Genomic DNA, 20,657 nt, shown 5'->3' on the forward strand with positions numbered 1-20,657 from the left:
ATAAATAATTTACAACCTATAATAAATTTAGCAAATCTTTTTGGGGATAAAATGATATCTATAAAATCCAATAGAGGGCAAATATCTCTTGAGTTTTCTTTGTTAGTCATGGTTGTTGTCTTATCTGCCATAATTGTATCATACTACCTAATATCAACCGCTATTGAAACCAAAGAATCCAGCGTAGAGATAATAAATAAAAGTTCTAATACTGCTGAAAATATTCTAAGTAAGGTCTCATAAATTTTTAATTTTATTTAATTAATTTATTTTAAATAAATCCATTAAGGGAAGAGCATGCTGATAATAGGGATTACAGGGATGCCCGGAGCTGGAAAAAGTGCAATATATGAAGTAGCTAAAAAATACGATTTGCCAGTAGTTTCTATGGGGGATGTTGTTAGATATGAAACTAAAAAGAGAGGGTTGGAGCTAAATCCTGAAAATGTTGGAAACACTGCCATAAAGCTGAGAGAAGAGTTTGGAAATGAAGCAATTGCAGTAGCATGTTTAAAATATATTGAAGAGCATTTAAAAGATAAAGATGTGGTTATTGTTGAGGGCATTAGGAGCTTATATGAGGTAAATTATTTTAGAAAACATAATCCGTTAGTTTTAATTGCCATTCATTCCTCCCCACTAACGAGATTTGAGAGATTAAAAATAAGAGGAAGAGAAGATGATTCAGCAAATTGGGAAGTTTTTGTAGAGAGGGATTTGAGAGAGTTGGGCTTTAGTATTGGTTATGCCATCGCATTGGCTGATTTTGTTGTAATCAATGAGAGTAGCTTTGAGGATTGTGTAAATCAGCTCGACAATATTTTAAAAGAAATTCTCAACAATTTAGAGAAATATAAAAAATATAATTTTATTTATGCAATACCAGAATAAATTTGTTTTTCTATTTTTGTTTTTGTCCAATTATATCATTTTTAATAAAAATTTTAATAACCGTAATCTATTTTAATGCGATGCAATATAATTTTAATTACAATAGCTAAAATAATAAATAATCGTATGTTTAAAAATTGCAATGGTGATAAAATATGGTGAAAAAACTGCTATTGTTGCTACTCGCTTTATTAGTCCCTGCAGTATCTGCAACAACGGTCATATTGGTAAGTGACAACCAGGCAGATTGCTTAGTTGCCAACAATACAGCTTCAGTATTGGTTGATGCAAAAATTGTTGTAACAACTTGGGGAGTATACGATGAGAACTTAGTTGATGAGATTTTGGCATTAAATCCAGATAAAGTTATAATTGTTGGAGGTCCCGTAGCTGTTCCTGAGAACTACACAGCTGCTTTAGAAGAGGCTGGAATTGAAGTCGAAAGAATTGGAGGAGAGACAAGATACGAAACGAACAGACAAGTTATAGAAAAATTCAAAGAAAAATTAAAAGAAAAGAAGAGAAAAGTGGTTGTTGTTCATGGAAATGTTGATGGCTTAGCCAATATCAGTGAAGATGCTGTAGTTGTATTAACAAATGGAACAAACTTAACAGTTGATTTAGAAGAGTTAGAGCCTGAAGAAGTTGAAGTTGTTGAAACTCCAGGAGCAAATTTAACAGGTATTGCAAGAGTATTAGAAACCCATGGATTTAAAGTAAGGCTACAATCAATTCCTGAACATGCGATGGAGAGGATTTTAGAAAATAAAGTTAGACAGTTAAAAGTAAAAATTAATGTTTTGAAAAAGCTTGGTGTAGATACTGAGGATTTAGAAAGCGACTTACAAGAGCTTGAAGAAATGATTAATGAGAAAAACTACACAGAAGCTTATAAATTAGCATTAATGATTGAAAACAAGGCAATGGTAAAAACAAAACTTAGAGTACAAGCAAAAACAGAAGTAAAAGCAAAAGTGAGAGGAAAAGGTAAGGGAGTTGGAGCAGGAGTAGAAGTTGAGGTTGAAGTAGAAGCAAATGAAAGTGCAGAAGAGCAGACAAATGAAAGTGAAGAAATCACATCAAACACAACAGAAGAAACTGAATCAAATGAAACTACTACTGAAGAACAAACAAATGAAACTGCAGAAAGCTCATCAAGCGAAAATGAAACTGCATCATCAAATGCAACTGCTGAAGCCGAAGTAAATGCTAGTGTAGAGGCAAATAACAGTAGTGCTGAAGTAGAAATGAACGCTAGTGCTGAAACAAATGCCAGTGCGGAGGCATAAAAATTTATTTTAAATTCTTTTTTAAATAAGAGGTTTTGGTTGATTATCACTTAATTTTGGTAAATCTTCAATGGTTATCAATATATTATCTAAATCTTTAGCTCTTTCCAATAAAATCTCTTTTCCAAAATCAGATAAAGCAAATATTGGTATAGTTTTTCCAATTTGTGCTTTTATTTTACCTTTCAACTTTTCCCTTAAAACCTTTGATGCACATGCAGTTATTAAATCGAAATATTTAGTTATGTCATCACTCCATTCAATCCCTGTTGTATGAACTCCAAAGGTTAGAATCTTTATATCATCATTTTCTAATGATTTGCATCTCTTTGCATCCTCTAAATTTGTTACAGTTACAGCTATCCTTTTATATCCTAATTCAATAGCTTTTTTAACACCTTCAAATTGATTAATTTCAGCAGTATTTTTATTTAAAACAACTCCTCCAGCTTTTTCAATCTTTTCTATAACTTCCAAAATAGGAGAGGTCTCTATTATTCCAGAGATTCTCCCACAGAGACCCTGAACTAAATTGGGATCTGTAGTTATAACAGTTCCAGCACAATCAGCTACTATAACAACAGCATCCAAAACATTTCTTTTCAAAGCACTCATTAAAATCTCAGAAGCTCCAAAAGGAACAATATATCTGCCCTCTTCAACAACTCTATTTTTCGTAAATAAGCCAAAATCCCTTATCCTAAATTCTATATTTTCCTTTATAGTTTCTTTTGATATCTCTTTAATGCCTCTATGCTTAGCAAAGAGTGGGCAGTATTTTATTTTTGGTTCTGTAACCTCAACAACTTTCCCATTTTCTACAACAACCTTTGCCTTTCCTAATGCCTCCATAATATGCCTATCCATTATCATCCCTACTAAAAATCAATAAATACAAAAAATAAAAATAGAAGGAATTTATTCTTTTGCGTATTTCTCTAAGTAATAGTTAATTATATCCTCTCCATTTAAATAAACTAAATTATGCTTTTCAGCATATCTTTTTGTTTCAGATTTACTCATAGCTTCCCCATCATCCCCCATCATTTCGCAGATGGTAGTTATTGGCGTTAAATTAGCCATCTCTGCCAAAGCTACCGTCATCTCCGTATGTCCTTGCCTATTTTTAACTAAACCTTCAGTAGCTCTTAATAAAGTTACATGCCCTGGGCTTCTGAACTCTTTACCAAAATCTTCAAATCTTTCCTCTTTAACTAATTCAGCTAATTTTTTTATTGTAAATGCCCTATCTTTATCTGTAATTCCAGTGAATGTTTTTCTATGGTTTATTGTTATTGAAAATGATGATTTCTCATCGTAAGGAATATCATTTGGATACAACTCTTTCAAAACTTTAAATTTTTGAGCTGCAAATTCTAATATATCAACCATAAATGGAATGCCTAACTTATTGCATATATCGGGATGTAAAGCTGTGCAGATTAACCCTCCAGCGTCTTTTCTCATCCTTCTTATATGCTCCGGTGTAATGAATTGAGAAGCAACAACCATATCTGTTTCTCCTTCTCTCTCATCTGAATCATAGACTAAGATAATTTCTCCTCTTTTTAATGCCTCTATAGCCTTTTCTACATTATTCATTACCATCTCCCTTGATTAATATTTTTACTACATCTCCATCTTTTAAATTGAATTGCTCCCTAAGTTTTACTGGAGCAATTATCTCTATAATATCGCTACTATGATATGTCTTTTTCGGCACGACTATCGCTCCATCTATTTCATTATTATTTATTAATATTTTTATGGGCAAAATCTTAACTCCAAAAAATTTTTTGCCATTAAATTCAAAATCCTCTGTTTCAATGTATTTAAATTTATTTATGTTAAATGCTTCATTTAACTTCAAATTTAGAGTTCCCTCATAAGGATCAAATCCTAAAACTTTTTTAAATGCCTCTTTATAAGGTGGGAGTGATAAAAAATACCTCCCCTCTCCAAATCCAGAAACCACTCTACCCTCAATAATCATCAGTTCCACCAATTCAATGATTTATATCTTCCTTATATTTTGGTTTATATTCTCCCAACAGTTTTAATGCCAAAATCCTCGCCCATGAAGCTTCTAAGATAACACTCAATAATACAGTCATAAACGTTCCAATAATAATTGTTCCTGCAATGTCTGTTGGGGATATATAGCTTGTTATCGTTGTTGGAATTTTGTCAGCATTCTTCAGAATCTTTATACCAACGGTAACTGCCAAAGCTGCAGGAACAACTCCTCTTGGCCCCTCTAAAGCAAAATACAATTTTTCTTTAAATGAATGTTTTGAGCCAATTAATCCAACAAAAACTCCAAGAGGTCTTGCTAAGAATATAGAGCCAAGAGCCACCATCAAGCCCGGAAGGAGATAACTTTTTAACATGCTCAACTTTATACATGCTCCTAAAAATACGAAGATAAAGATTCTCGCCAATAGAGATAGATCATCACAAAATCTAACAACATATTCATAATCCTCATGCTTTTCAGCCATTTTAAATAATGCATTTCCTAAATATAAAGCCATTATAGCAATAGCCATATATCCACTAAATCCATAACCAAAAATACTTGGCAATAGCTCATCTCCAACATATAAAAGAAGCATTCCCCCTCCAAGAACCAACGGAGCCACATACTCATGAAACTCACAATGTATTATAATTTTTTCATATACTTTAGCTAACAATATTCCAACAAGAATAGCTCCTCCAGCCAATGTAATTAAATCAATTACTGGATTTACTGAAGATGTTAAACCAACCAATCCCAAAACAACACTTGTAGATACAATACCCAACGGGTCGTTGAAAATACTCTCTGCCTCCAACGTTATAGCAACTTCTGGATTAGTTCTAATTCTTGAGAATACTGGAATTAAGGTAGCAGGATCTGTTGCTGAAGTTATCGCTCCAAATAAATATCCAATTGGACAGTTATATGGTAGATTTAAAGTCATGTTAAATAGAAGTCCGGAAACAAATAACGTAATTAAAAATGTTACTGTATCTAACCTTACAACTGTTTTTATAACCCTTTTAAGTAATGAAATTCTCATTGTAAATGCTCCACCTAACAAGATAAATATCAACCCTATTGGTCCAGCATATTCAAAAATTTTCATAGCTGATTCGGGCGATATTATCTGTAAAAAAGGACCTACAATTAACCCCAATAATAGCAATAACGGTATATCTGGAATTCTCAGCTTTTCTGCAAGTTTTGCTACTAAAGAACCGAGGATTAAAGCCAAACCAAGATAACCAATGGCTGTCATAAGCTCCATGATCTCACAGATTTATAAAAGTTATAATTTTTTGCTTATTTTTAAAATTATAAAATCTAAAAAGTAATAATTACATAAATTCATTCTTCTGAATATGCAGTTACTTTTAATATTGCAGTATCTAAACCAGTCTTTTCCTCTTCTTCACTAACCCTTAAACCAATTGTTAAATCCAATCCTTTATAAATAATTAATCCTCCGATAATGGCTACTAATACAATTACAGTAGCCCCAATTACCTGCCCAATAAATGAGACCTCAGCTCCTTTTTTCAACAAAAATGGTATTCCAGCACATATAACTCCAATTAAACCGCTCATAGCATGAACTGGACCTATAGCACAAACGTCATCAATCTTCAACTTCTCTTCAATAAATCTGTATGTAAATGGCTGCTGAATTCCTGCTAAAATACCAACTATAAATGCTCCAATTGGTGTAAATAAATCAGCCCCACTACAAACAGCTACTAAACCAGCACACATACCGTTAGCAGCATAAAGTGGGTCGTTTTTTGAGCTTAAAGCTCCTCCTATAATACCTCCAGCCAAAGCCATTGTTGTTGCTAAAGCTACACTTACCAATTCAACACCATCCTCTACACCAATGGCACTACCAATGTTAAATCCATACCACCCAAATGCTAAAATAAAAGCTCCCAAAACTGCTATTGGAATATTATGCCCAGGAATTGCTCGTGGTTTCCCATTGATGTATTTATCAATTCTCGGACCTAAAACATATGCTGCAATTAAACCAATTAATCCTCCAAATAAATGAACAGCTCCACTTCCAGCATAGTCGTGGAAGTTTATACCTAAATTTGCAAAACCACCGCCCCAAACTAAATGCTCCACCATTGGATACAAAATACCTCCGACAATTAAAGCTCCAATGAAATAAGGTAGAATTCTTATTCTTTCGGCAACTCCTCCTGATATAATTGTCACAGCAGCGGCATCGAACATAACCATCTTCATCCACCAGGCCCCTAAACTAACATCAAAATTTCCAGTTATTAAAGGAAATATATTGCTTAAACCATATGCAATTCCATAACCAATAAACAAATAACCAGTGAACACTGCCGCTAAATCCAATAACTTCAAGACACAATGATAGGCAACATTTTTAGCTCTAAATTGTCCAATTTCCAATGCAAGAAATCCTGCTTTCATGAAAAATATTAATGATGATGCCCATAAAAAGAAAAAGATATCTACACCCTCCATTCTTCCACTCATAATTATAAATACTTTATAAACATTATAGGAAATATATTACCTACTTCCTATAATGATATACAAAGATTATATAAATACTTTACGATAAATTAACTGTGTTTACCAAAGATGAAAGGCGATATTATGAAGAAAGTTGAAGCAGTTATAAGACCTGAGAAATTGGAAATTGTTAAAAAGGCTTTATCTGAAGCTGGATATATTGGAATGACTGTTAGTGAAGTCAAAGGTAGAGGAATTCAAGGGGGAATAGTTGAGAGATATAGGGGAAGGGAGTATGTTGTTGATTTAATTCCAAAAGTTAAGATTGAGATGGTTGTAAAAGAAGAGGACGTTGATAATGTCATTAACATTATCTGCGAAAATGCAAAAACAGGAAATCCAGGAGATGGGAAAATATTTGTTATTCCAATTGAAAGAGTTGTAAGGGTGAGAACTGGGGAAGAAAATGAGAAAGCAATATAATTTATTTTCATAATTATTTTCATAAACTTTAAAAATAGAAAAATACTTTAACTTAGCTATAAAAAACTTCTATACTTGGAGGGGCATTTATGGATGTTGAAGAAATGGAAAAAATGTTAAAGCCAAGAGGAGAAGTTTCAATAATTGGATGTGGAAGATTAGGGGTTAGGGTAACTTTTGATTTATTAGAAGTGCATAGAGGAGGAGTAGAAAAGGTTTATGTTTTTGATAATGCCAAAATAGAGGAAAATGATGTTGTTCATAGAAGATTAGGGGGAAAAGTTGGAGAATATAAGGTGGATTTCATAAAAAGATTTTTTGGTGATAGGGTTGAAGCATTTAGAGAAAACATAACCAAGGATAATCTTCATTTAATTAAAGGGGATGTGGCAATTATAGCTATAGCTGGTGGGGACACAATTCCAACAACGAGGGCTATTATAAACTACTGTAAAGAAAGAGGGATTAAAACAATAGGAACTAATGGAGTTTTTGGTATAGAGGAAAAAATAAAAGTTTGTGATGCTAAATATGCAAAAGGTCCGGCCAAGTTTTTAAATTTGGATGAAGAAGGGCATATAGTTGTAGGAACTGAGAAATTTATTAGAGATTTTGAACCAATAACACCATATACATTAGATGAGATTGCTAAAAGGATGGTTATTGAATGTTTAAGGATATTGTGGAAGAAGTATTACCAAAGTTAAAACCATAAAGTTTATATACTACCTCCATATAGTTTATGTATGCAGTTCATGGGCTTGAAAGAGCCGGGGTAGTCTAGGGGCTAGGCAGCGGACTGCAGATCCGCCTTACGTGGGTTCAAATCCCACCCCCGGCTCCATTTTTTTATATTTTTTATGAGTTTCTCTTTTTTATTGGGTTAAACTTCAAAAGTTAATGCCATATTTCTCCAACAATAATAAGGTATAAATATGACATAATCAAATTAATACTAAGCTTGTTTTATTGGTTTAAATTACACTCTTTGATGTGTGAGTTTTATATTAAAAAATTAATAAACACAAAGATAAATATTAAAATATAAGTAAAAAGCTTCGGAGAGGTGCAAAAATGGTAACTGTCTACGATGTTCCAGCTGATAAGTTAATTCAAAAGACAGCTGAAAAATTAAAGGAGATGAATATTGGCGTTCCTCCATGGGTAGATTTTGTCAAGACAGGAGTTAGCAGAGAGAGAAGACCACAGCAAGATGACTGGTGGTACATAAGGTGTGCATCAATTTTAAGAAAAATCTACATCTACGGCCCAGTTGGTGTTTCAAGGTTAAGAACTGCTTATGGGGGAAGAAAGAACAGAGGACACGCACCAGAACACTTCTACAAAGGTAGTGGAAACATCATTAGAAAAGCTTTACAAGAATTGGAAAAATTAGGATTAGTTGAAAGGACCCCAGAAGGAAGAGTTATCACACCAAAAGGAAGAAGTTTCTTAGATAACATTGCTAAAGAGGTCAGGGATGAAATTATTAACGAAATCCCTGCTCTTGCTAAGTACTAAGGGGATGCTAAATGGACCCTGAAGAAATTAAAAGAAGAAAGCTTCTTGAATTGCAAAAAAAGCTTGCTGAACAACAGCAACAAGAAGAAGCATTATTAGAAGCAAAAATGCAGAAGAGAGCTTTATTAAGGAAAATATTAACTCCAGAAGCGAGAGAGAGATTAGAAAGGATAAGATTGGCAAGACCTGAATTTGCTGAAGCTGTTGAGATACAGCTAATTCAGTTAGCTCAGCTCGGTAGATTACCAATTCCATTAAAAGATGATGAGTTCAAAGCATTGCTTGAGAGAATAGCTGCCATGACTAAGAAAAAGAGAGACATTAAAATCATTAGAAAGTGAAATTTATGGATGTTTATGTTCTCTTTAGTGGAGGGAAAGACAGCTCCCTCTCAGCAGTGATATTAAAAAAACTTGGATATAATCCCAATCTAATAACCATAAATTTTGGTGTCATTCCATCCTACAAATTGGCTGAAGAGACAGCTAAAATTTTAGGATTTAAGCATAAGATTATAACTCTTGATAGAAAAATTGTTGAAAAAGCTGCTGATATGGTTGTTGAGCATAAATATCCTTCACCAGCTATACAATACATTCATAAAACTGTCTTAGAAATTTTGGCTGATGAATACGATTTATTAGCTGATGGGACGAGGAGAGATGATAAAGTTCCAAAACTTAGTTATTCAGAAGTTCAAAGCTTAGAGATGAGGAAAAACATCCAATACATAACTCCTTTAATGGGCTTTGGTTACAAAACTTTAAGACACTTAGCAAACGAATTTTTTATATTGGAAGAGATAAAAAGTGGAACTAAGTTGAGCTCTGACTATGAGGCTGAGATTAGACACATACTTAAGGAGAGAGGAATAAATCCTGAAAAATATTTCCCTGAGCATAAACAAACGAGAGTAGTTGGCTTAAAAAAGAAAATTTAGGTGAGATGATGGGAAGTAACAAGCCATTAGGGAAAAAATTGAGGTTAGCTAAAGCATTAAAGCAGAACAGAAGAGTTCCATTGTTTGTTGTTGTTAAAACAAAAGGAAAAGTTAGATACCATCCAAAAATGAGATACTGGAGAAGAAGCAAGTTAAAAGCTTAATCTCTAAAATTTAATCGATAATTATTTATATATGAACATTAATTGGGGCTTTTAGCCCCAACTTAATGGACGAGTTTTGATGAAACCGAAGCGTTAGCTTCGGGCTATAAAATCCAAAGGATTTTATTCAACTTTTACTAAAAGTTTCGGAGGAAGAAATTAAAAGCTTAAAATCTATTTACTCTTTTATATAAAAAACCTCTCCCTTGTAGTTTTTTAGTTTTAGCTCTTTTATTGGTGTTTCATTTAAAAGAGGTCTTATAATTAAATTGGCGTTAATCTTTTCTGACAATTCTAAAATATACGGCTGTAAGTCCCTCGGGGGTCTTATAGAATAGATTAAATCAACATCTTCATATAAATTTATATTTGGATTAAATAAATCATCTTTATAGGCATTTAATCCCAACAATTTGGCTTTTTTAACAGCTTTTTCATTAATATCTACAACTATTAAATTGAAGTAATTATTTAGTTCTCTTGCAACATCAAATTTAAATCCAATTCCAACCTCAGTTATCTTTTTACAGTTGTTTTCTTCTGCAAAGTTTTTTATAAATTCAGTTATAACCTCTACATTCATTTTTCCACATTTTTGATTATCTTTTCAGCAATCTCCTCAACTTTTTTATAAACCTCGTTATCCTCTGGAAGATTCCATAAAGGAATACCTTTTAAATCATACTCAGCTATCTCCTTATTATAGGGCAGTTTTCCAATTAAATTTAAGCCAAGCTCTTTTGCATAGTTTTCAATCAGCCCCTCATACTCTGGTTTAACCTTATTTGCCACAACATAAATGTCTTTAAACTTAACCTCTAACTCATTAGCCAATTTTTTTATTCTTTTAGCAGTTCCTAAACCTCTTTTTGAAGCATCGGTTATAACAACCATAACATCTACATTTTGTGTTGTTCTCCTACTAAGATGCTCCAAACCTGCTTCAGTATCTATAATAACAAATTCATAATCCTTAGATAGGTTATCAATAATCTGTCTTAACCAGTTATTTACACTGCAATAGCAACCACTACCTTCAGGCCTTCCCATAACCAACAAATCATAATATTTTGTTTCAACCAATATTTCAAAAATCTTACTCCTCAAATAATCCAACTTAGTCATTCCTGCAGGTATTTCATCCTTTTCAACTAATTTTTTCAACTCTTCCCTAATATCTCCAACTGTTTTTTCTACATCAACTCCCAAAGTTTCAGGTAAATTTGAATCTGGGTCTGCATCAACAACTAAAATACTATTTGTGTTTTTAGATAATGCCTTAATTAATAAGGTTGTAAATGCTGTTTTTCCTACTCCTCCTTTTCCACTAACTGCAATAATCATTTTATGCCACCACGTAAAATATTTGAAGTTTATATTTCTTTTAGGTATTATGGTTATTAAATTATACTTAGGTATTTTATAAATGGTGATGCTTAATGTTATCAAAAAGACTTTTGGATTTTGAATCATTTGAAGTTATGGATATTTTGGCATTAGCTCAAAATTTAGAAAATGAAGGAAAAGACGTTATACATTTAGAGATAGGGGAGCCAGATTTCAATACTCCAAAACCTATTATTGATGAAGGAATTAAAGTTTTAAAAGAGGGGAATACTCATTATACAGACAGCAGAGGGATTTTAGAGTTGAGGGAAAAACTTAGTGAGTTATATAAAAACAAATATAATGTGGATGTAAATCCAAACAACATAGTTATTACTGGAGGTAGCTCATTAGGTTTGTTTTTTGCTTTATCTTCAATAATTGATGAAGGAGATGAGGTTTTAATTCAAAATCCGTGCTATCCATGCTATAAAAACTTCATTAGGTTTTTAGGGGCTAAGCCAGTATTTTGTGATTTTACAGTTGAAAGTTTAGAGAAAAACCTATCCAATAAAACTAAGGCGATAATAATAAATTCTCCATCAAATCCTTTGGGAGAGGTTATAAATAAAGATATTTACGAATTTGCCTATGAAAACATCCCATTCATTATCTCTGATGAAATCTACAACGGCTTAGTTTATGAAGGTAAATGTTATTCAACAATTGAGTTTGATGAACATTTAGAAAAAACCATTTTAATTAATGGATTTTCTAAGCTCTATGCTATGACCGGTTGGAGGTTAGGTTATGTTATGTCTAATGAAAAGATTATTGATGCAATTTTAAAATTACAGCAAAATCTATTTATCTCTGCCCCAACTGTATCTCAATATGCCGCATTAAAGGCTTTTGAAAAAGAAACTGAAAAAGAAGTAAACAATATGATAAAAGAATTTAATAGGAGGAGAAAATTAGTTTTAAAATATGTAAAAGATTTTGGATGGGAAATTAATAATCCTGTTGGAGCTTATTATGTATTTCCAAACATAGGAGAAGATGGGAGAGAGTTTGCCTACAAATTATTAAAGGAAAAATACGTTGCTTTAACTCCTGGAATAGGTTTTGGAGATAAAGGGAAAAACCATGTGAGGATCAGCTACGCCAACTCATATGAAAACATAAAAGAAGGTTTAGAAAGAATTAAAGAATTTTTAGACGAAAATGAAAGTAATTAATTTTATATTCCATTAAATATATAGTCAATTGTAAAAAAACACATTAACGGTGATATGAAATGGAAGAGATTTTAAAGAGAGTTTCCGATGTAGTTTGGGAACTACCTAAAGGTTATAAAGACTGCATGAGAGTTCCTGGAAGGATATATTTAAATGAAATCTTATTGGATGAGTTAGAGCCAGAGGTTTTAGAGCAAATAGCAAATGTTGCATGCCTACCTGGGATTTACAAATATTCAATTGCAATGCCTGATGTGCATTATGGTTATGGGTTTCCAATTGGTGGAGTAGCAGCTTTTGACCAGAGAGATGGAGTTATAAGCCCTGGAGGGGTTGGATTTGATATCAACTGCGGAGTTAGATTAATAAGAACAAATTTAACTAAGGAAGAGGTTCAGCCAAAAATAAAAGAACTCGTAAAAACTTTATTTAAAAATGTTCCTTCTGGATTGGGTAGTAAGGGAATTTTAAAGTTCAGTAAAAGTGTTATGGATGATGTTTTAGAGGAAGGGGTTAGATGGGCTGTTAGAGAAGGTTATGGATGGGAAGAGGATTTAGAGTTTATTGAGGAACATGGATGCCTAAAAGATGCCGATGCCTCCTATGTTTCAGATAAGGCAAAAGAAAGGGGGAGGGTTCAATTAGGTAGCTTAGGTAGTGGAAACCACTTCTTAGAAGTGCAGTATGTTGAAAAAGTGTTTGATGAAGAAGCTGCTGAGGTATTTGGTGTTGAAGAAAATCAAGTAGTTGTTATGGTTCATACAGGTTCAAGAGGATTAGGGCATCAAATCTGCACCGATTATTTAAGAATTATGGAGAAAGCTGCCAAAAATTATGGAATAAAGCTTCCAGATAGACAATTAGCATGTGCTCCATTTGAATCAGAAGAAGGGCAGAGTTACTTTAAGGCAATGTGTTGTGGGGCAAACTACGCATGGGCAAATAGGCAGATGATTACACACTGGGTTAGGGAGAGTTTTGAAGAGGTGTTTGGAATAAATGCTGAAGATTTGGAGATGAGCATAGTTTATGATGTAGCTCATAACATAGCTAAGAAAGAGGAGCATATAGTAGATGGAAGAAAAGTTAATGTTATAGTGCATAGAAAAGGAGCTACAAGGGCGTTTTCTCCAAAACATCCACAGATACCAAAAGAATATAAAGAAATTGGACAGCCAGTTATTATTCCAGGAGATATGGGAACTGCTTCATATCTAATGAGAGGGACAGAAACTGCTATGAAAGAAACTTTCGGTTCAACCGCCCATGGAGCAGGTAGAAAGTTAAGTAGAGCTAAGGCATTAAAATTATGGAAGGGTAAAGAAGTCCAAAGAAAATTGGCTGAAATGGGAATCGTTGCTATGAGTGATTCAAAGGCAGTTATGGCAGAGGAAGCTCCAGAGGCATACAAAAATGTTGATTTAGTGGCTGATACATGTCATAAGGCAGGAATATCTTTAAAAGTTGCAAGAATGAGACCATTGGGTGTTATTAAAGGATAAAATACCTTATTTATTTTTATTTGTTTTTGGTAAGTTTTAAATATAACTAATAATTATTTTAGCATAACATCATTTGGATTTTTATTTTTTCCTTTTTTATTAATTTATCAACTAAGAATATGATTTTTAAAGATTAAAAGGTGAAAATATGGCCAATAACTTAGAAATTAAGGATTTGGAAAAAATAGCAAGAAAAGTTAGATACAATATTGTAAAGATGGTTGGTTTAGCAAAGTCGGGGCATCCAGGGGGAAGTTTATCAGCAACAGATATCATAGTTGCCTTATACTTTAAATTGATGAATTACGATCCAAAAAATCCATATAAAAAAGATAGAGATAGGTTTGTTTTAAGTAAAGGACATGCAGCTCCAGCATTGTATGCTGTTTTAGCTGAGTTAGGGTTAATTGAAGAAGAAGAACTATGGAAATTAAGGAGATTAGAAGGAAAACTGCAAGGGCATCCATCAATGGATACACCAGGAGTTGAGATTTGTACAGGTTCGTTAGGGCAAGGGTTTTCAGCAAGTGTTGGGATGGCTTTAGGATGTAGATTGGATAAATTAAACAACTACGTTTATGTCTTATTGGGAGATGGTGAATGCCAGGAAGGTATAGTTTGGGAAGCAGCGATGGCAGCAGCCCACTATAAGTTAGATAACTTAATAGCATTTATAGATAGAAATAAACTCCAGATAGATGGGTGCACAGAGGATGTTATGAGTTTAGGGGATTTAAAAGCTAAATTTGAAGCGTTTGGATGGGATGTTTTTGAAATAGACGGGCATAACTTTGAAGAAATTATAAATACAGTTGAAAAGGCTAAAAGCTTAAAGAATGGAAAACCAAAGATGATCATAGCCCATACAATCAAAGGTAAAGGAGTTTCATTTATGGAAAATAACGTTTCCTTCCATGGAAAAGCTCCTAATGAAGAGCAGTTAAAACAGGCATTGGAAGAATTAAAATATGAATAATTTTGCCTTTTGGTGGTTTAAATGGTTAAGATTGGAGCTTCAATATTATCTGCAGATTTTGGAAATTTGAACGAGGAAATTAAAAAGGCAGAAGAGGCTGGAGTTGATTTCTTCCATGTTGATATTATGGATGGACATTTTGTCCCAAATATAAGTATAGGCATTGGAATAGCAAAAGACATTAAAAAAATAGCTAAACTTCCAGTTGATGCCCATTTAATGGTTGAAAATCCTGATCAATTTATAGATGAGTTCAAAGGTATGGATTATATAACATTCCACATAGAGGCAGTAAAATTTCCATTTAGAACAATAAAAAAGATTAGAGAGATTGGAGCTGAGCCTATTGTGGCTTTAAATCCGGCAACTTCTTTGAGCAGTGTTGGGTATATTTTAGGAGAGGTTCATGCTGTTCTAATAATGACCGTTGAACCAGGATTTTCAGGGCAGAAATTTATCCCAATTATGACAAAGAAGATTGAAAAGTTAAAGGATATCATTGCCAATAATGGCTACGATACAAAAATCTTTGTTGATGGGGGTATAAATGTTGAAACAGCTCCTTTGGCAGTTAAAGCAGGGGCAGATGTCTTAATTGCTGCATCTGCAATATTTGGAAAAGAGGACATTAAAAAAGCGGTTAAAGATTTAAGAGAATCTGCTTTAAAAGCTTTAAATGAATAAAATTAATGTTATTTGGGTGAAGAGTATGGTTAAATTAACTGGAATTTATAAAGGGATGAGAAAGGGTTATGGAGAAACATTAGTAGAGTTAGGTAAAAAATACGATAATGTAGTGGTTTTAGATGCTGATTTATCTGGCTCTACACAGACGGCAATGTTTGCCAAAGAATTTCCAGACAGATTTTTCAATGCAGGAGTTGCAGAACAAAACATGATTGGAATGGCTGCAGGATTGGCAACAACAGGTAAAATTGTCTTTGCTTCATCATTTGCCATGTTTGCCTCTGGAAGGGCATGGGAGATAATAAGAAATTTGGTTGCATATCCAAAGTTAAATGTAAAGATTGTCGCAACACATGCAGGAATTACAGTTGGGGAAGATGGAGCCTCCCACCAGACGTGCGAAGATATAGCGATAATGAGGGCTATACCAAACATGGTTGTTATCGCCCCTACAGATTACTACCACACAAAAAATGTTATTAGAGCTGTATCTGAGTATAAAGGCCCTGTTTATGTAAGAATGCCAAGAAGAGATACAGAAATAATTTATGAAAGTGAGGAAGAGGCAAGTTTTGAAATTGGTAAAGGTAAGGTTTTAGTTGATGGGGATGATTTAACCATTATAGCCACTGGAGAGGAAGTGCCAGAGGCATTAAAGGCAGGAGAAATATTAAAAGAAAATGGTATATCAGCTGAAATTGTAGAAATGGCTACAATAAAACCAATAGATGAAGATATTATTAAAAAATCAAAGGATTTCGTTGTTACAGTTGAAGACCACAACATTATTGGTGGTTTGGGAGGAGCGGTTGCTGAAGTTATAGCCTCAAACGGTTTGAATAAAAAGTTATTGAGAATTGGAATTAACGACGTGTTTGGAAGAAGTGGAAAAGCCGATGAGCTCTTAAAACACTATGGATTGGATGGAGAGAGTATAGCTAAAAGAATTATGGAAGAAATGAAAAAATAATCATTTTATTTTAATTTTTAAATTTTAAATAGTTTTTATGTTGGGAGTATGAAGCTTAGATTTATTGAATGCCATATACCTAAGCATTTATTCATGGGGATTGATGAAATAAAAGAATGGGAAGGCGTTATTTGGGCTAATGTTCAAACAGATGGGGCTATTTCAACCATACAAATTTTAACCACTTTAAAAGATAGTGAAAAAGTTGTTGATAAACTTAAAGAGAGATATGGAGGAGCGAATTATAGAGTTGTTGTGTTTGAACCAACCATGACCTATCCTCCAGTTGAAGAAGAGGCGGAAGAAAAACCTGAAAGGTTAATTAGGGATGAGTTATATAATATAGTTTCAGATATTGCAAATCTAACAAAGGAGAATATACTAATGCTCATATTATCAACAATTGTTGCAATCGCTGGAATTTGTAAAGATGATGTTGCTTTATTAATAGCATCGATGATTATAGCTCCTTTGTTAGGGCCTAATATATCCCTATCATTGTCAATTACAGTGGCAGATTACAAATTGGCATTAAAAAGTATAAGAACTATAATAATGGAATTGATTATTGTCATAGCTTTATCAGTAATTGCCGGCTATTATTTGCCAATATCTTTAGACAATCCACAAATACACTCAAGAATTACCTTAGATTTTTGGAATATTATTATAGCTTTATCGGCAGGGATTGCTGGAAGTTTATCAACAATATCAAACATATCTTCAATAGTTGTTGGTGTTATGATAGCTATCGCTTTATTACCTCCATTGGTTGTTTTTGGTTTATTGATAGGGGCTGGTTATATTGAGCAGAGCTTTTCAGCATTGATGCTATTTTTGATAAATATAATAGCCATAAATTTATCTGCCATTGTTATATTCTCAGCTTATGGAATCTCCCCATATAGATGGTGGAAAAAAGAGTTGGCAAGGAAATATACATTATACGCAATCTTATTGTGGGTTGTAATGCTTATAGCAGTGTTTATTTTAATTTACTATCATTAATAAATTAAAAATATATAGTTGAAGTTACAATTCATAACAAAATAACAAATTTTATAATAATTTTGGAGGGAGAGTTATGAAAAAAGGAACTGACTTATTAAAGAAAGGATTCGCCAAAATGGTTAAGCATGGAGTTGTAATGGACGTTACCAACGTAGAACAGGCACAAATAGCTGAAGAAGCTGGAGCTGTTGCAGTTATGGCTTTAGAGAGAGTTCCTGCAGATATTAGAGCGGCTGGTGGGGTTGCGAGAATGTCAGACCCAGCTTTAATTGAGGAGATAATGGACGCTGTTTCAATCCCTGTTATGGCTAAGTGTAGAATTGGACACACTGCAGAGGCAGAGGTTTTAGAGGCAATTGGAGTAGATATGATTGATGAGAGTGAGGTATTAACTCAAGCAGACCCATTCTTCCACATATATAAAAAGAAATTTAAAGTTCCATTTGTTTGTGGGGCAAGAAACTTAGGAGAGGCAGTTAGAAGAATTTGGGAAGGAGCGGCTATGATAAGGACAAAAGGAGAGGCAGGAACTGGAAATATAGTTGAAGCAGTTAGGCACATGAGATTAATGAATGAGGCAATAGCTCAATTGCAGAGAATGAGTGATGAAGAGGTTTATGGCGTAGCTAAGTTTTACGCTAATAGATATGCTGAATTAGCTAAGATAGTTAGAGAGGGCATGGGATTGCCAGCAACTGTATTGGAAAATGAGTCAATATATGAGGGTTTCACATTGGCTGAGATTATTGATGGGCTGTATAAAGTTTTATTAGAAGTTAAAAAATTAGGAAGATTGCCAGTAGTTAACTTTGCAGCTGGTGGGGTTGCAACACCGGCAGATGCTGCTTTAATGATGCAACTTGGTTCTGATGGAGTATTTGTTGGTTCTGGAATCTTTAAATCAGAGAATCCATTAGAAAGGGCTAAAGCAATTGTTGAAGCAACATACAACTACGATAAACCAGAAGTTGTTGCTGAAGTTAGCAAGAACTTAGGAGAAGCGATGAGAGGAATAGATATAACTCAAATAAGTGAAGCAGAAAAGATGCAATATAGAGGAGATTAAATTAATCTCTTTTATTCTTTTATTTTCATTTTTTATACATATGTTTCTTAAATACAAAAATCTTTAAAAAAATAAAGATGATAATATTGTTAATCCCAATTATTGAATTGTCAATATTATAATATTATTATAATACTATACAGTTAGGGTAGTAAAATAAGGTGAAATTATGAAAAAATTATTTTTTGTTTTTGTTATTATTTGTTTGTTGTTGGTAGGGAAAGTTTTTGGGGAAAATTATGATTTCACAACCAATGCAGAAATTGAAGGGCATGTAAAAATTTTAGATATAGAAATATATAGGACGACGCTATCCATGAGTGGGAATATTTCAGTTGGAGAAAGTAAAATTATAGAAAAATCTTGGGATCTATCGTTTTTCAATTTTCATGTAAATTTATTAACACTTAAAACAACTGTATCTGCTGAGCAAATTGGTGATAATAAAGTAAGGGTCACAATAATTGGTAGTACTTCAGGTATATCAACACTGCTGATTAAGTATTATGTAACTTATGATGGGACAGTAAATGAACAACCGCCTGATGAAAATTATAGAAATACATTAATTTGGTACTTTGAGAAAAACAGCAATAACAATGAGAGGCAGAATAATAATGAAAATAATGGCACTCAACATCAACCAGAGTCTAATGAAACTAACAATCAACAGACACAGATAAAACTTCCAATTCCATTACCGGCAATAATTATAGCTTTGTCATTAATACCAATAATTGCTTTAAGAAAACTTAACTAAACTAAAAAATCTTTATTTTAACCCTAAATAAAAAAGTTTTATTAATCCTATAGTATTTTTCCATCTAAATGTTTAATGCTCTCTTTTTTAGTTAATCCTCATCTTAAGTTATCTCCATCATCATTATAATAATAATTTCATTTTCTTTATTATTAAGCTCGATAATAACATCATAAAACTCTTTAGCTTCTTTCCATCCTTAACCTTTTTAAGTATCGACTCATAACTTAACATAAGCAATTTAAAGTTAAATATTTATTAATAAAGAGGGGGATATCTATGAAAATCACAAGGATGCATGGAGCTGGAGGAAAGGTAATGCAGGAGCTTATAAAAGATGTAATATTGAAAAATTTGGAGATAACATCAGTTAATGGAGGTATTGGTTTAGAAAGCTTGGATGATTCATCAACTATCCCAATAGGCGATAAAGAGATTGTCTTTACAGTTGATGGACATACAGTTAAACCAATATTCTTCCCAGGCGGGGATATTGGAAGATTGGCTGTTAGTGGAACTGTAAATGATTTGGCGGTTATGGGGGCTAAGCCATTAGCTTTATCCCTCTCTTTAATAATTCCAGAAGGTTTTAATTTAGAGGATTTAGAAAAAATAATCAAATCAATAAATGAAACATGTAAAGAGGCTGAAGTAGCTATAATAACAGGAGATACAAAGGTATCTGACGGTGTAGATGACATCATCATCTCAACCGCAGGAGTTGGAGTTGTTGATAGAGGAAAGGCGATAAGAGACTGTAATGTTCAAGAAGGGGATGCAATAATTGTTTCCGGGAATATAGGGGAGCATGGATTAGCTATTTTATTATCAAGAGAGGGCTTTGATTTTGAAACAAACATAAAGTCAGATGTAGCCCCAGTAAACAAGATGATTGAAAGGGTTTTAGAAGAAGGCATTGAAATACATGCAATGAAAGACCTTACAAGAGGGGGCTTAGCAGATGCGTTAAATGAGATGGCTGAAAAGAGCAATATCGGTATAACAATATTTGAGGATAAGATACCAATAAGTGATGAAGTGCAGTCAATTTGTGACATTCTTGGTTTAGATCCTTTAACTATAGCAAATGAAGGTAAAGTAGTTATAGCTGTTAAAAAGGAAGATGCTGAAAGATGTTTAGATATCTTGAGAGAGCATCCTTTAGGAAAGAACGCTGAAATTATTGGTTATGCTACAAAAGAACACAAAGGGGTTGTAATGGAAACAATTGTTGGTAGGAGAATCGTTGATATGCCTATTGGAGACCCTATTCCAAGAGTGTGCTAATTTTTATATTTTTTAATTTTTGGTGAAATG

General features: G+C 33.2%; 25 protein-coding genes and 1 tRNA gene. 19 read left to right on the top strand and 7 right to left on the bottom strand.

All coding sequences use genetic code 11. The annotated features are described in order from the left end of the window. The first annotated feature begins 51 nt into the window (after positions 1 to 51). From MEFER_RS03005 to MEFER_RS03015, 3 genes are all read left to right on the top strand, one after another. Positions 52 to 243 (top strand): class III signal peptide-containing protein, encoded by a 192-nt coding sequence (locus MEFER_RS03005; protein WP_048056302.1) that lies wholly within the window; start codon positions 52 to 54, stop codon positions 241 to 243. A gap of 54 nt (positions 244 to 297) precedes the next feature. Then, positions 298 to 891, top strand: coding sequence for an AAA family ATPase (locus MEFER_RS03010; protein ID WP_015791158.1), 594 nt, complete (start codon positions 298 to 300; stop codon positions 889 to 891). Between the two features lie 155 nt (positions 892 to 1,046). Further along, positions 1,047 to 2,180: a cell wall-binding protein gene (locus MEFER_RS03015; protein WP_015791159.1), complete on the top strand. Its 1,134-nt coding sequence runs from the start codon at positions 1,047 to 1,049 to the stop codon at positions 2,178 to 2,180. A 21-nt stretch (positions 2,181 to 2,201) separates the two neighbouring features. Here the strand turns inward: MEFER_RS03015 and MEFER_RS03020 are convergent, their stop codons facing one another. The 5 genes from MEFER_RS03020 to amt all read right to left on the bottom strand — a co-directional run bounded on the left by MEFER_RS03020 (position 2,202) and on the right by amt (position 6,705). Next, the gene (locus MEFER_RS03020; RefSeq protein WP_015791160.1) at positions 2,202 to 3,047 is read right to left on the bottom strand and encodes a methanogenesis marker 8 protein; all 846 of its coding nucleotides are present in this window, start codon (positions 3,045 to 3,047) and stop codon (positions 2,202 to 2,204) included. A 51-nt stretch (positions 3,048 to 3,098) separates the two neighbouring features. Continuing rightward, complete coding sequence (ribB, locus tag MEFER_RS03025) at positions 3,099 to 3,782, bottom strand: 3,4-dihydroxy-2-butanone-4-phosphate synthase (RefSeq protein WP_015791161.1); 684 nt, start codon at positions 3,780 to 3,782, stop codon at positions 3,099 to 3,101. Further along, a complete protein-coding gene (gene ribK / locus MEFER_RS03030) occupies positions 3,775 to 4,173 on the bottom strand; it encodes a CTP-dependent riboflavin kinase (RefSeq protein WP_015791162.1) in 399 nt (132 codons plus the stop codon). Before ribK ends, ribB begins: the two co-directional genes overlap by 8 nt. Positions 4,174 to 4,186: 13 nt before the next feature. Continuing rightward, a complete protein-coding gene (locus MEFER_RS03035) occupies positions 4,187 to 5,473 on the bottom strand; it encodes a cation:proton antiporter (RefSeq protein ID WP_048056303.1) in 1,287 nt (428 codons plus the stop codon). Positions 5,474 to 5,553: 80 nt separating this feature from the next. Next, positions 5,554 to 6,705, bottom strand: a complete 1,152-nt coding sequence (gene amt, locus MEFER_RS03040) for an ammonium transporter (protein WP_015791164.1) — start codon at positions 6,703 to 6,705, stop codon at positions 5,554 to 5,556. A gap of 135 nt (positions 6,706 to 6,840) precedes the next feature. Between amt and MEFER_RS03045 the strand changes: the two genes are divergently transcribed. From MEFER_RS03045 to MEFER_RS03075, 7 genes are all read left to right on the top strand, one after another. Beyond that, positions 6,841 to 7,179, top strand: coding sequence for a P-II family nitrogen regulator (locus tag MEFER_RS03045; RefSeq protein WP_015791165.1), 339 nt, complete (start codon positions 6,841 to 6,843; stop codon positions 7,177 to 7,179). An 89-nt stretch (positions 7,180 to 7,268) separates the two neighbouring features. Then, complete coding sequence (locus MEFER_RS03050) at positions 7,269 to 7,886, top strand: ThiF family adenylyltransferase (protein ID WP_015791166.1); 618 nt, start codon at positions 7,269 to 7,271, stop codon at positions 7,884 to 7,886. 62 nt (positions 7,887 to 7,948) lie between these two features. Continuing rightward, a tRNA-Cys gene (locus MEFER_RS03055) sits at positions 7,949 to 8,023 on the top strand. A gap of 230 nt (positions 8,024 to 8,253) precedes the next feature. Further along, the gene (locus tag MEFER_RS03060; RefSeq protein WP_015791167.1) at positions 8,254 to 8,700 is read left to right on the top strand and encodes a 30S ribosomal protein S19e; all 447 of its coding nucleotides are present in this window, start codon (positions 8,254 to 8,256) and stop codon (positions 8,698 to 8,700) included. A gap of 11 nt (positions 8,701 to 8,711) precedes the next feature. After that, complete coding sequence (locus tag MEFER_RS03065) at positions 8,712 to 9,041, top strand: DNA-binding protein (protein WP_015791168.1); 330 nt, start codon at positions 8,712 to 8,714, stop codon at positions 9,039 to 9,041. A gap of 5 nt (positions 9,042 to 9,046) precedes the next feature. Further along, entirely contained in the window at positions 9,047 to 9,640 is a 594-nt protein-coding gene (locus tag MEFER_RS03070) for a DUF7411 family protein (protein WP_015791169.1), read from the top strand. 8 nt (positions 9,641 to 9,648) lie between these two features. Continuing rightward, positions 9,649 to 9,804, top strand: coding sequence for a 50S ribosomal protein L39e (locus MEFER_RS03075; RefSeq protein WP_015791170.1), 156 nt, complete (start codon positions 9,649 to 9,651; stop codon positions 9,802 to 9,804). 178 nt (positions 9,805 to 9,982) lie between these two features. Here the strand turns inward: MEFER_RS03075 and MEFER_RS03080 are convergent, their stop codons facing one another. Further along, positions 9,983 to 10,387: a UPF0146 family protein gene (locus tag MEFER_RS03080; protein WP_015791171.1), complete on the bottom strand. Its 405-nt coding sequence runs from the start codon at positions 10,385 to 10,387 to the stop codon at positions 9,983 to 9,985. Continuing rightward, a complete protein-coding gene (locus MEFER_RS03085; RefSeq protein WP_015791172.1) occupies positions 10,384 to 11,148 on the bottom strand; it encodes an ATP-binding protein in 765 nt (254 codons plus the stop codon). The genes MEFER_RS03080 and MEFER_RS03085 overlap by 4 nt, the downstream gene beginning before the upstream one ends. A 95-nt stretch (positions 11,149 to 11,243) precedes the next feature. Between MEFER_RS03085 and MEFER_RS03090 the strand changes: the two genes are divergently transcribed. From MEFER_RS03090 to hypE, 9 genes are all read left to right on the top strand, one after another. Continuing rightward, positions 11,244 to 12,368, top strand: coding sequence for a pyridoxal phosphate-dependent aminotransferase (locus tag MEFER_RS03090; protein ID WP_015791173.1), 1,125 nt, complete (start codon positions 11,244 to 11,246; stop codon positions 12,366 to 12,368). Positions 12,369 to 12,427: 59 nt separating this feature from the next. Next, a complete protein-coding gene (locus MEFER_RS03095; protein WP_015791174.1) occupies positions 12,428 to 13,870 on the top strand; it encodes an RtcB family protein in 1,443 nt (480 codons plus the stop codon). Positions 13,871 to 14,018: 148 nt separating this feature from the next. Beyond that, positions 14,019 to 14,846, top strand: a complete 828-nt coding sequence (locus tag MEFER_RS03100) for a transketolase (protein ID WP_015791175.1) — start codon at positions 14,019 to 14,021, stop codon at positions 14,844 to 14,846. A gap of 21 nt (positions 14,847 to 14,867) precedes the next feature. Further along, positions 14,868 to 15,530: a ribulose-phosphate 3-epimerase gene (gene rpe, locus MEFER_RS03105; protein ID WP_015791176.1), complete on the top strand. Its 663-nt coding sequence runs from the start codon at positions 14,868 to 14,870 to the stop codon at positions 15,528 to 15,530. Between the two features lie 25 nt (positions 15,531 to 15,555). Beyond that, positions 15,556 to 16,503: a transketolase family protein gene (locus tag MEFER_RS03110; RefSeq protein WP_015791177.1), complete on the top strand. Its 948-nt coding sequence runs from the start codon at positions 15,556 to 15,558 to the stop codon at positions 16,501 to 16,503. Positions 16,504 to 16,551: 48 nt separating this feature from the next. Next, a complete protein-coding gene (locus tag MEFER_RS03115; RefSeq protein WP_015791178.1) occupies positions 16,552 to 17,511 on the top strand; it encodes a TIGR00341 family protein in 960 nt (319 codons plus the stop codon). A gap of 76 nt (positions 17,512 to 17,587) precedes the next feature. Further along, the gene (pdxS, locus tag MEFER_RS03120; RefSeq protein WP_015791179.1) at positions 17,588 to 18,580 is read left to right on the top strand and encodes a pyridoxal 5'-phosphate synthase lyase subunit PdxS; all 993 of its coding nucleotides are present in this window, start codon (positions 17,588 to 17,590) and stop codon (positions 18,578 to 18,580) included. A 169-nt stretch (positions 18,581 to 18,749) separates the two neighbouring features. Further along, positions 18,750 to 19,340 carry a hypothetical protein gene (locus tag MEFER_RS03125; protein ID WP_015791180.1) on the top strand — a complete coding sequence of 197 codons (591 nt, stop codon included), beginning with the start codon at positions 18,750 to 18,752 and terminating at the stop codon, positions 19,338 to 19,340. Between the two features lie 279 nt (positions 19,341 to 19,619). Further along, positions 19,620 to 20,627: a hydrogenase expression/formation protein HypE gene (gene hypE / locus MEFER_RS03130; protein ID WP_015791181.1), complete on the top strand. Its 1,008-nt coding sequence runs from the start codon at positions 19,620 to 19,622 to the stop codon at positions 20,625 to 20,627. The last annotated feature ends 30 nt before the right edge of the window (positions 20,628 to 20,657 follow it).

Source organism: Methanocaldococcus fervens AG86 (assembly GCF_000023985.1).
In the GTDB taxonomy this organism is placed as follows: domain Archaea; phylum AGJL01; class Methanococci; order Methanococcales; family Methanocaldococcaceae; genus Methanocaldococcus; species Methanocaldococcus fervens.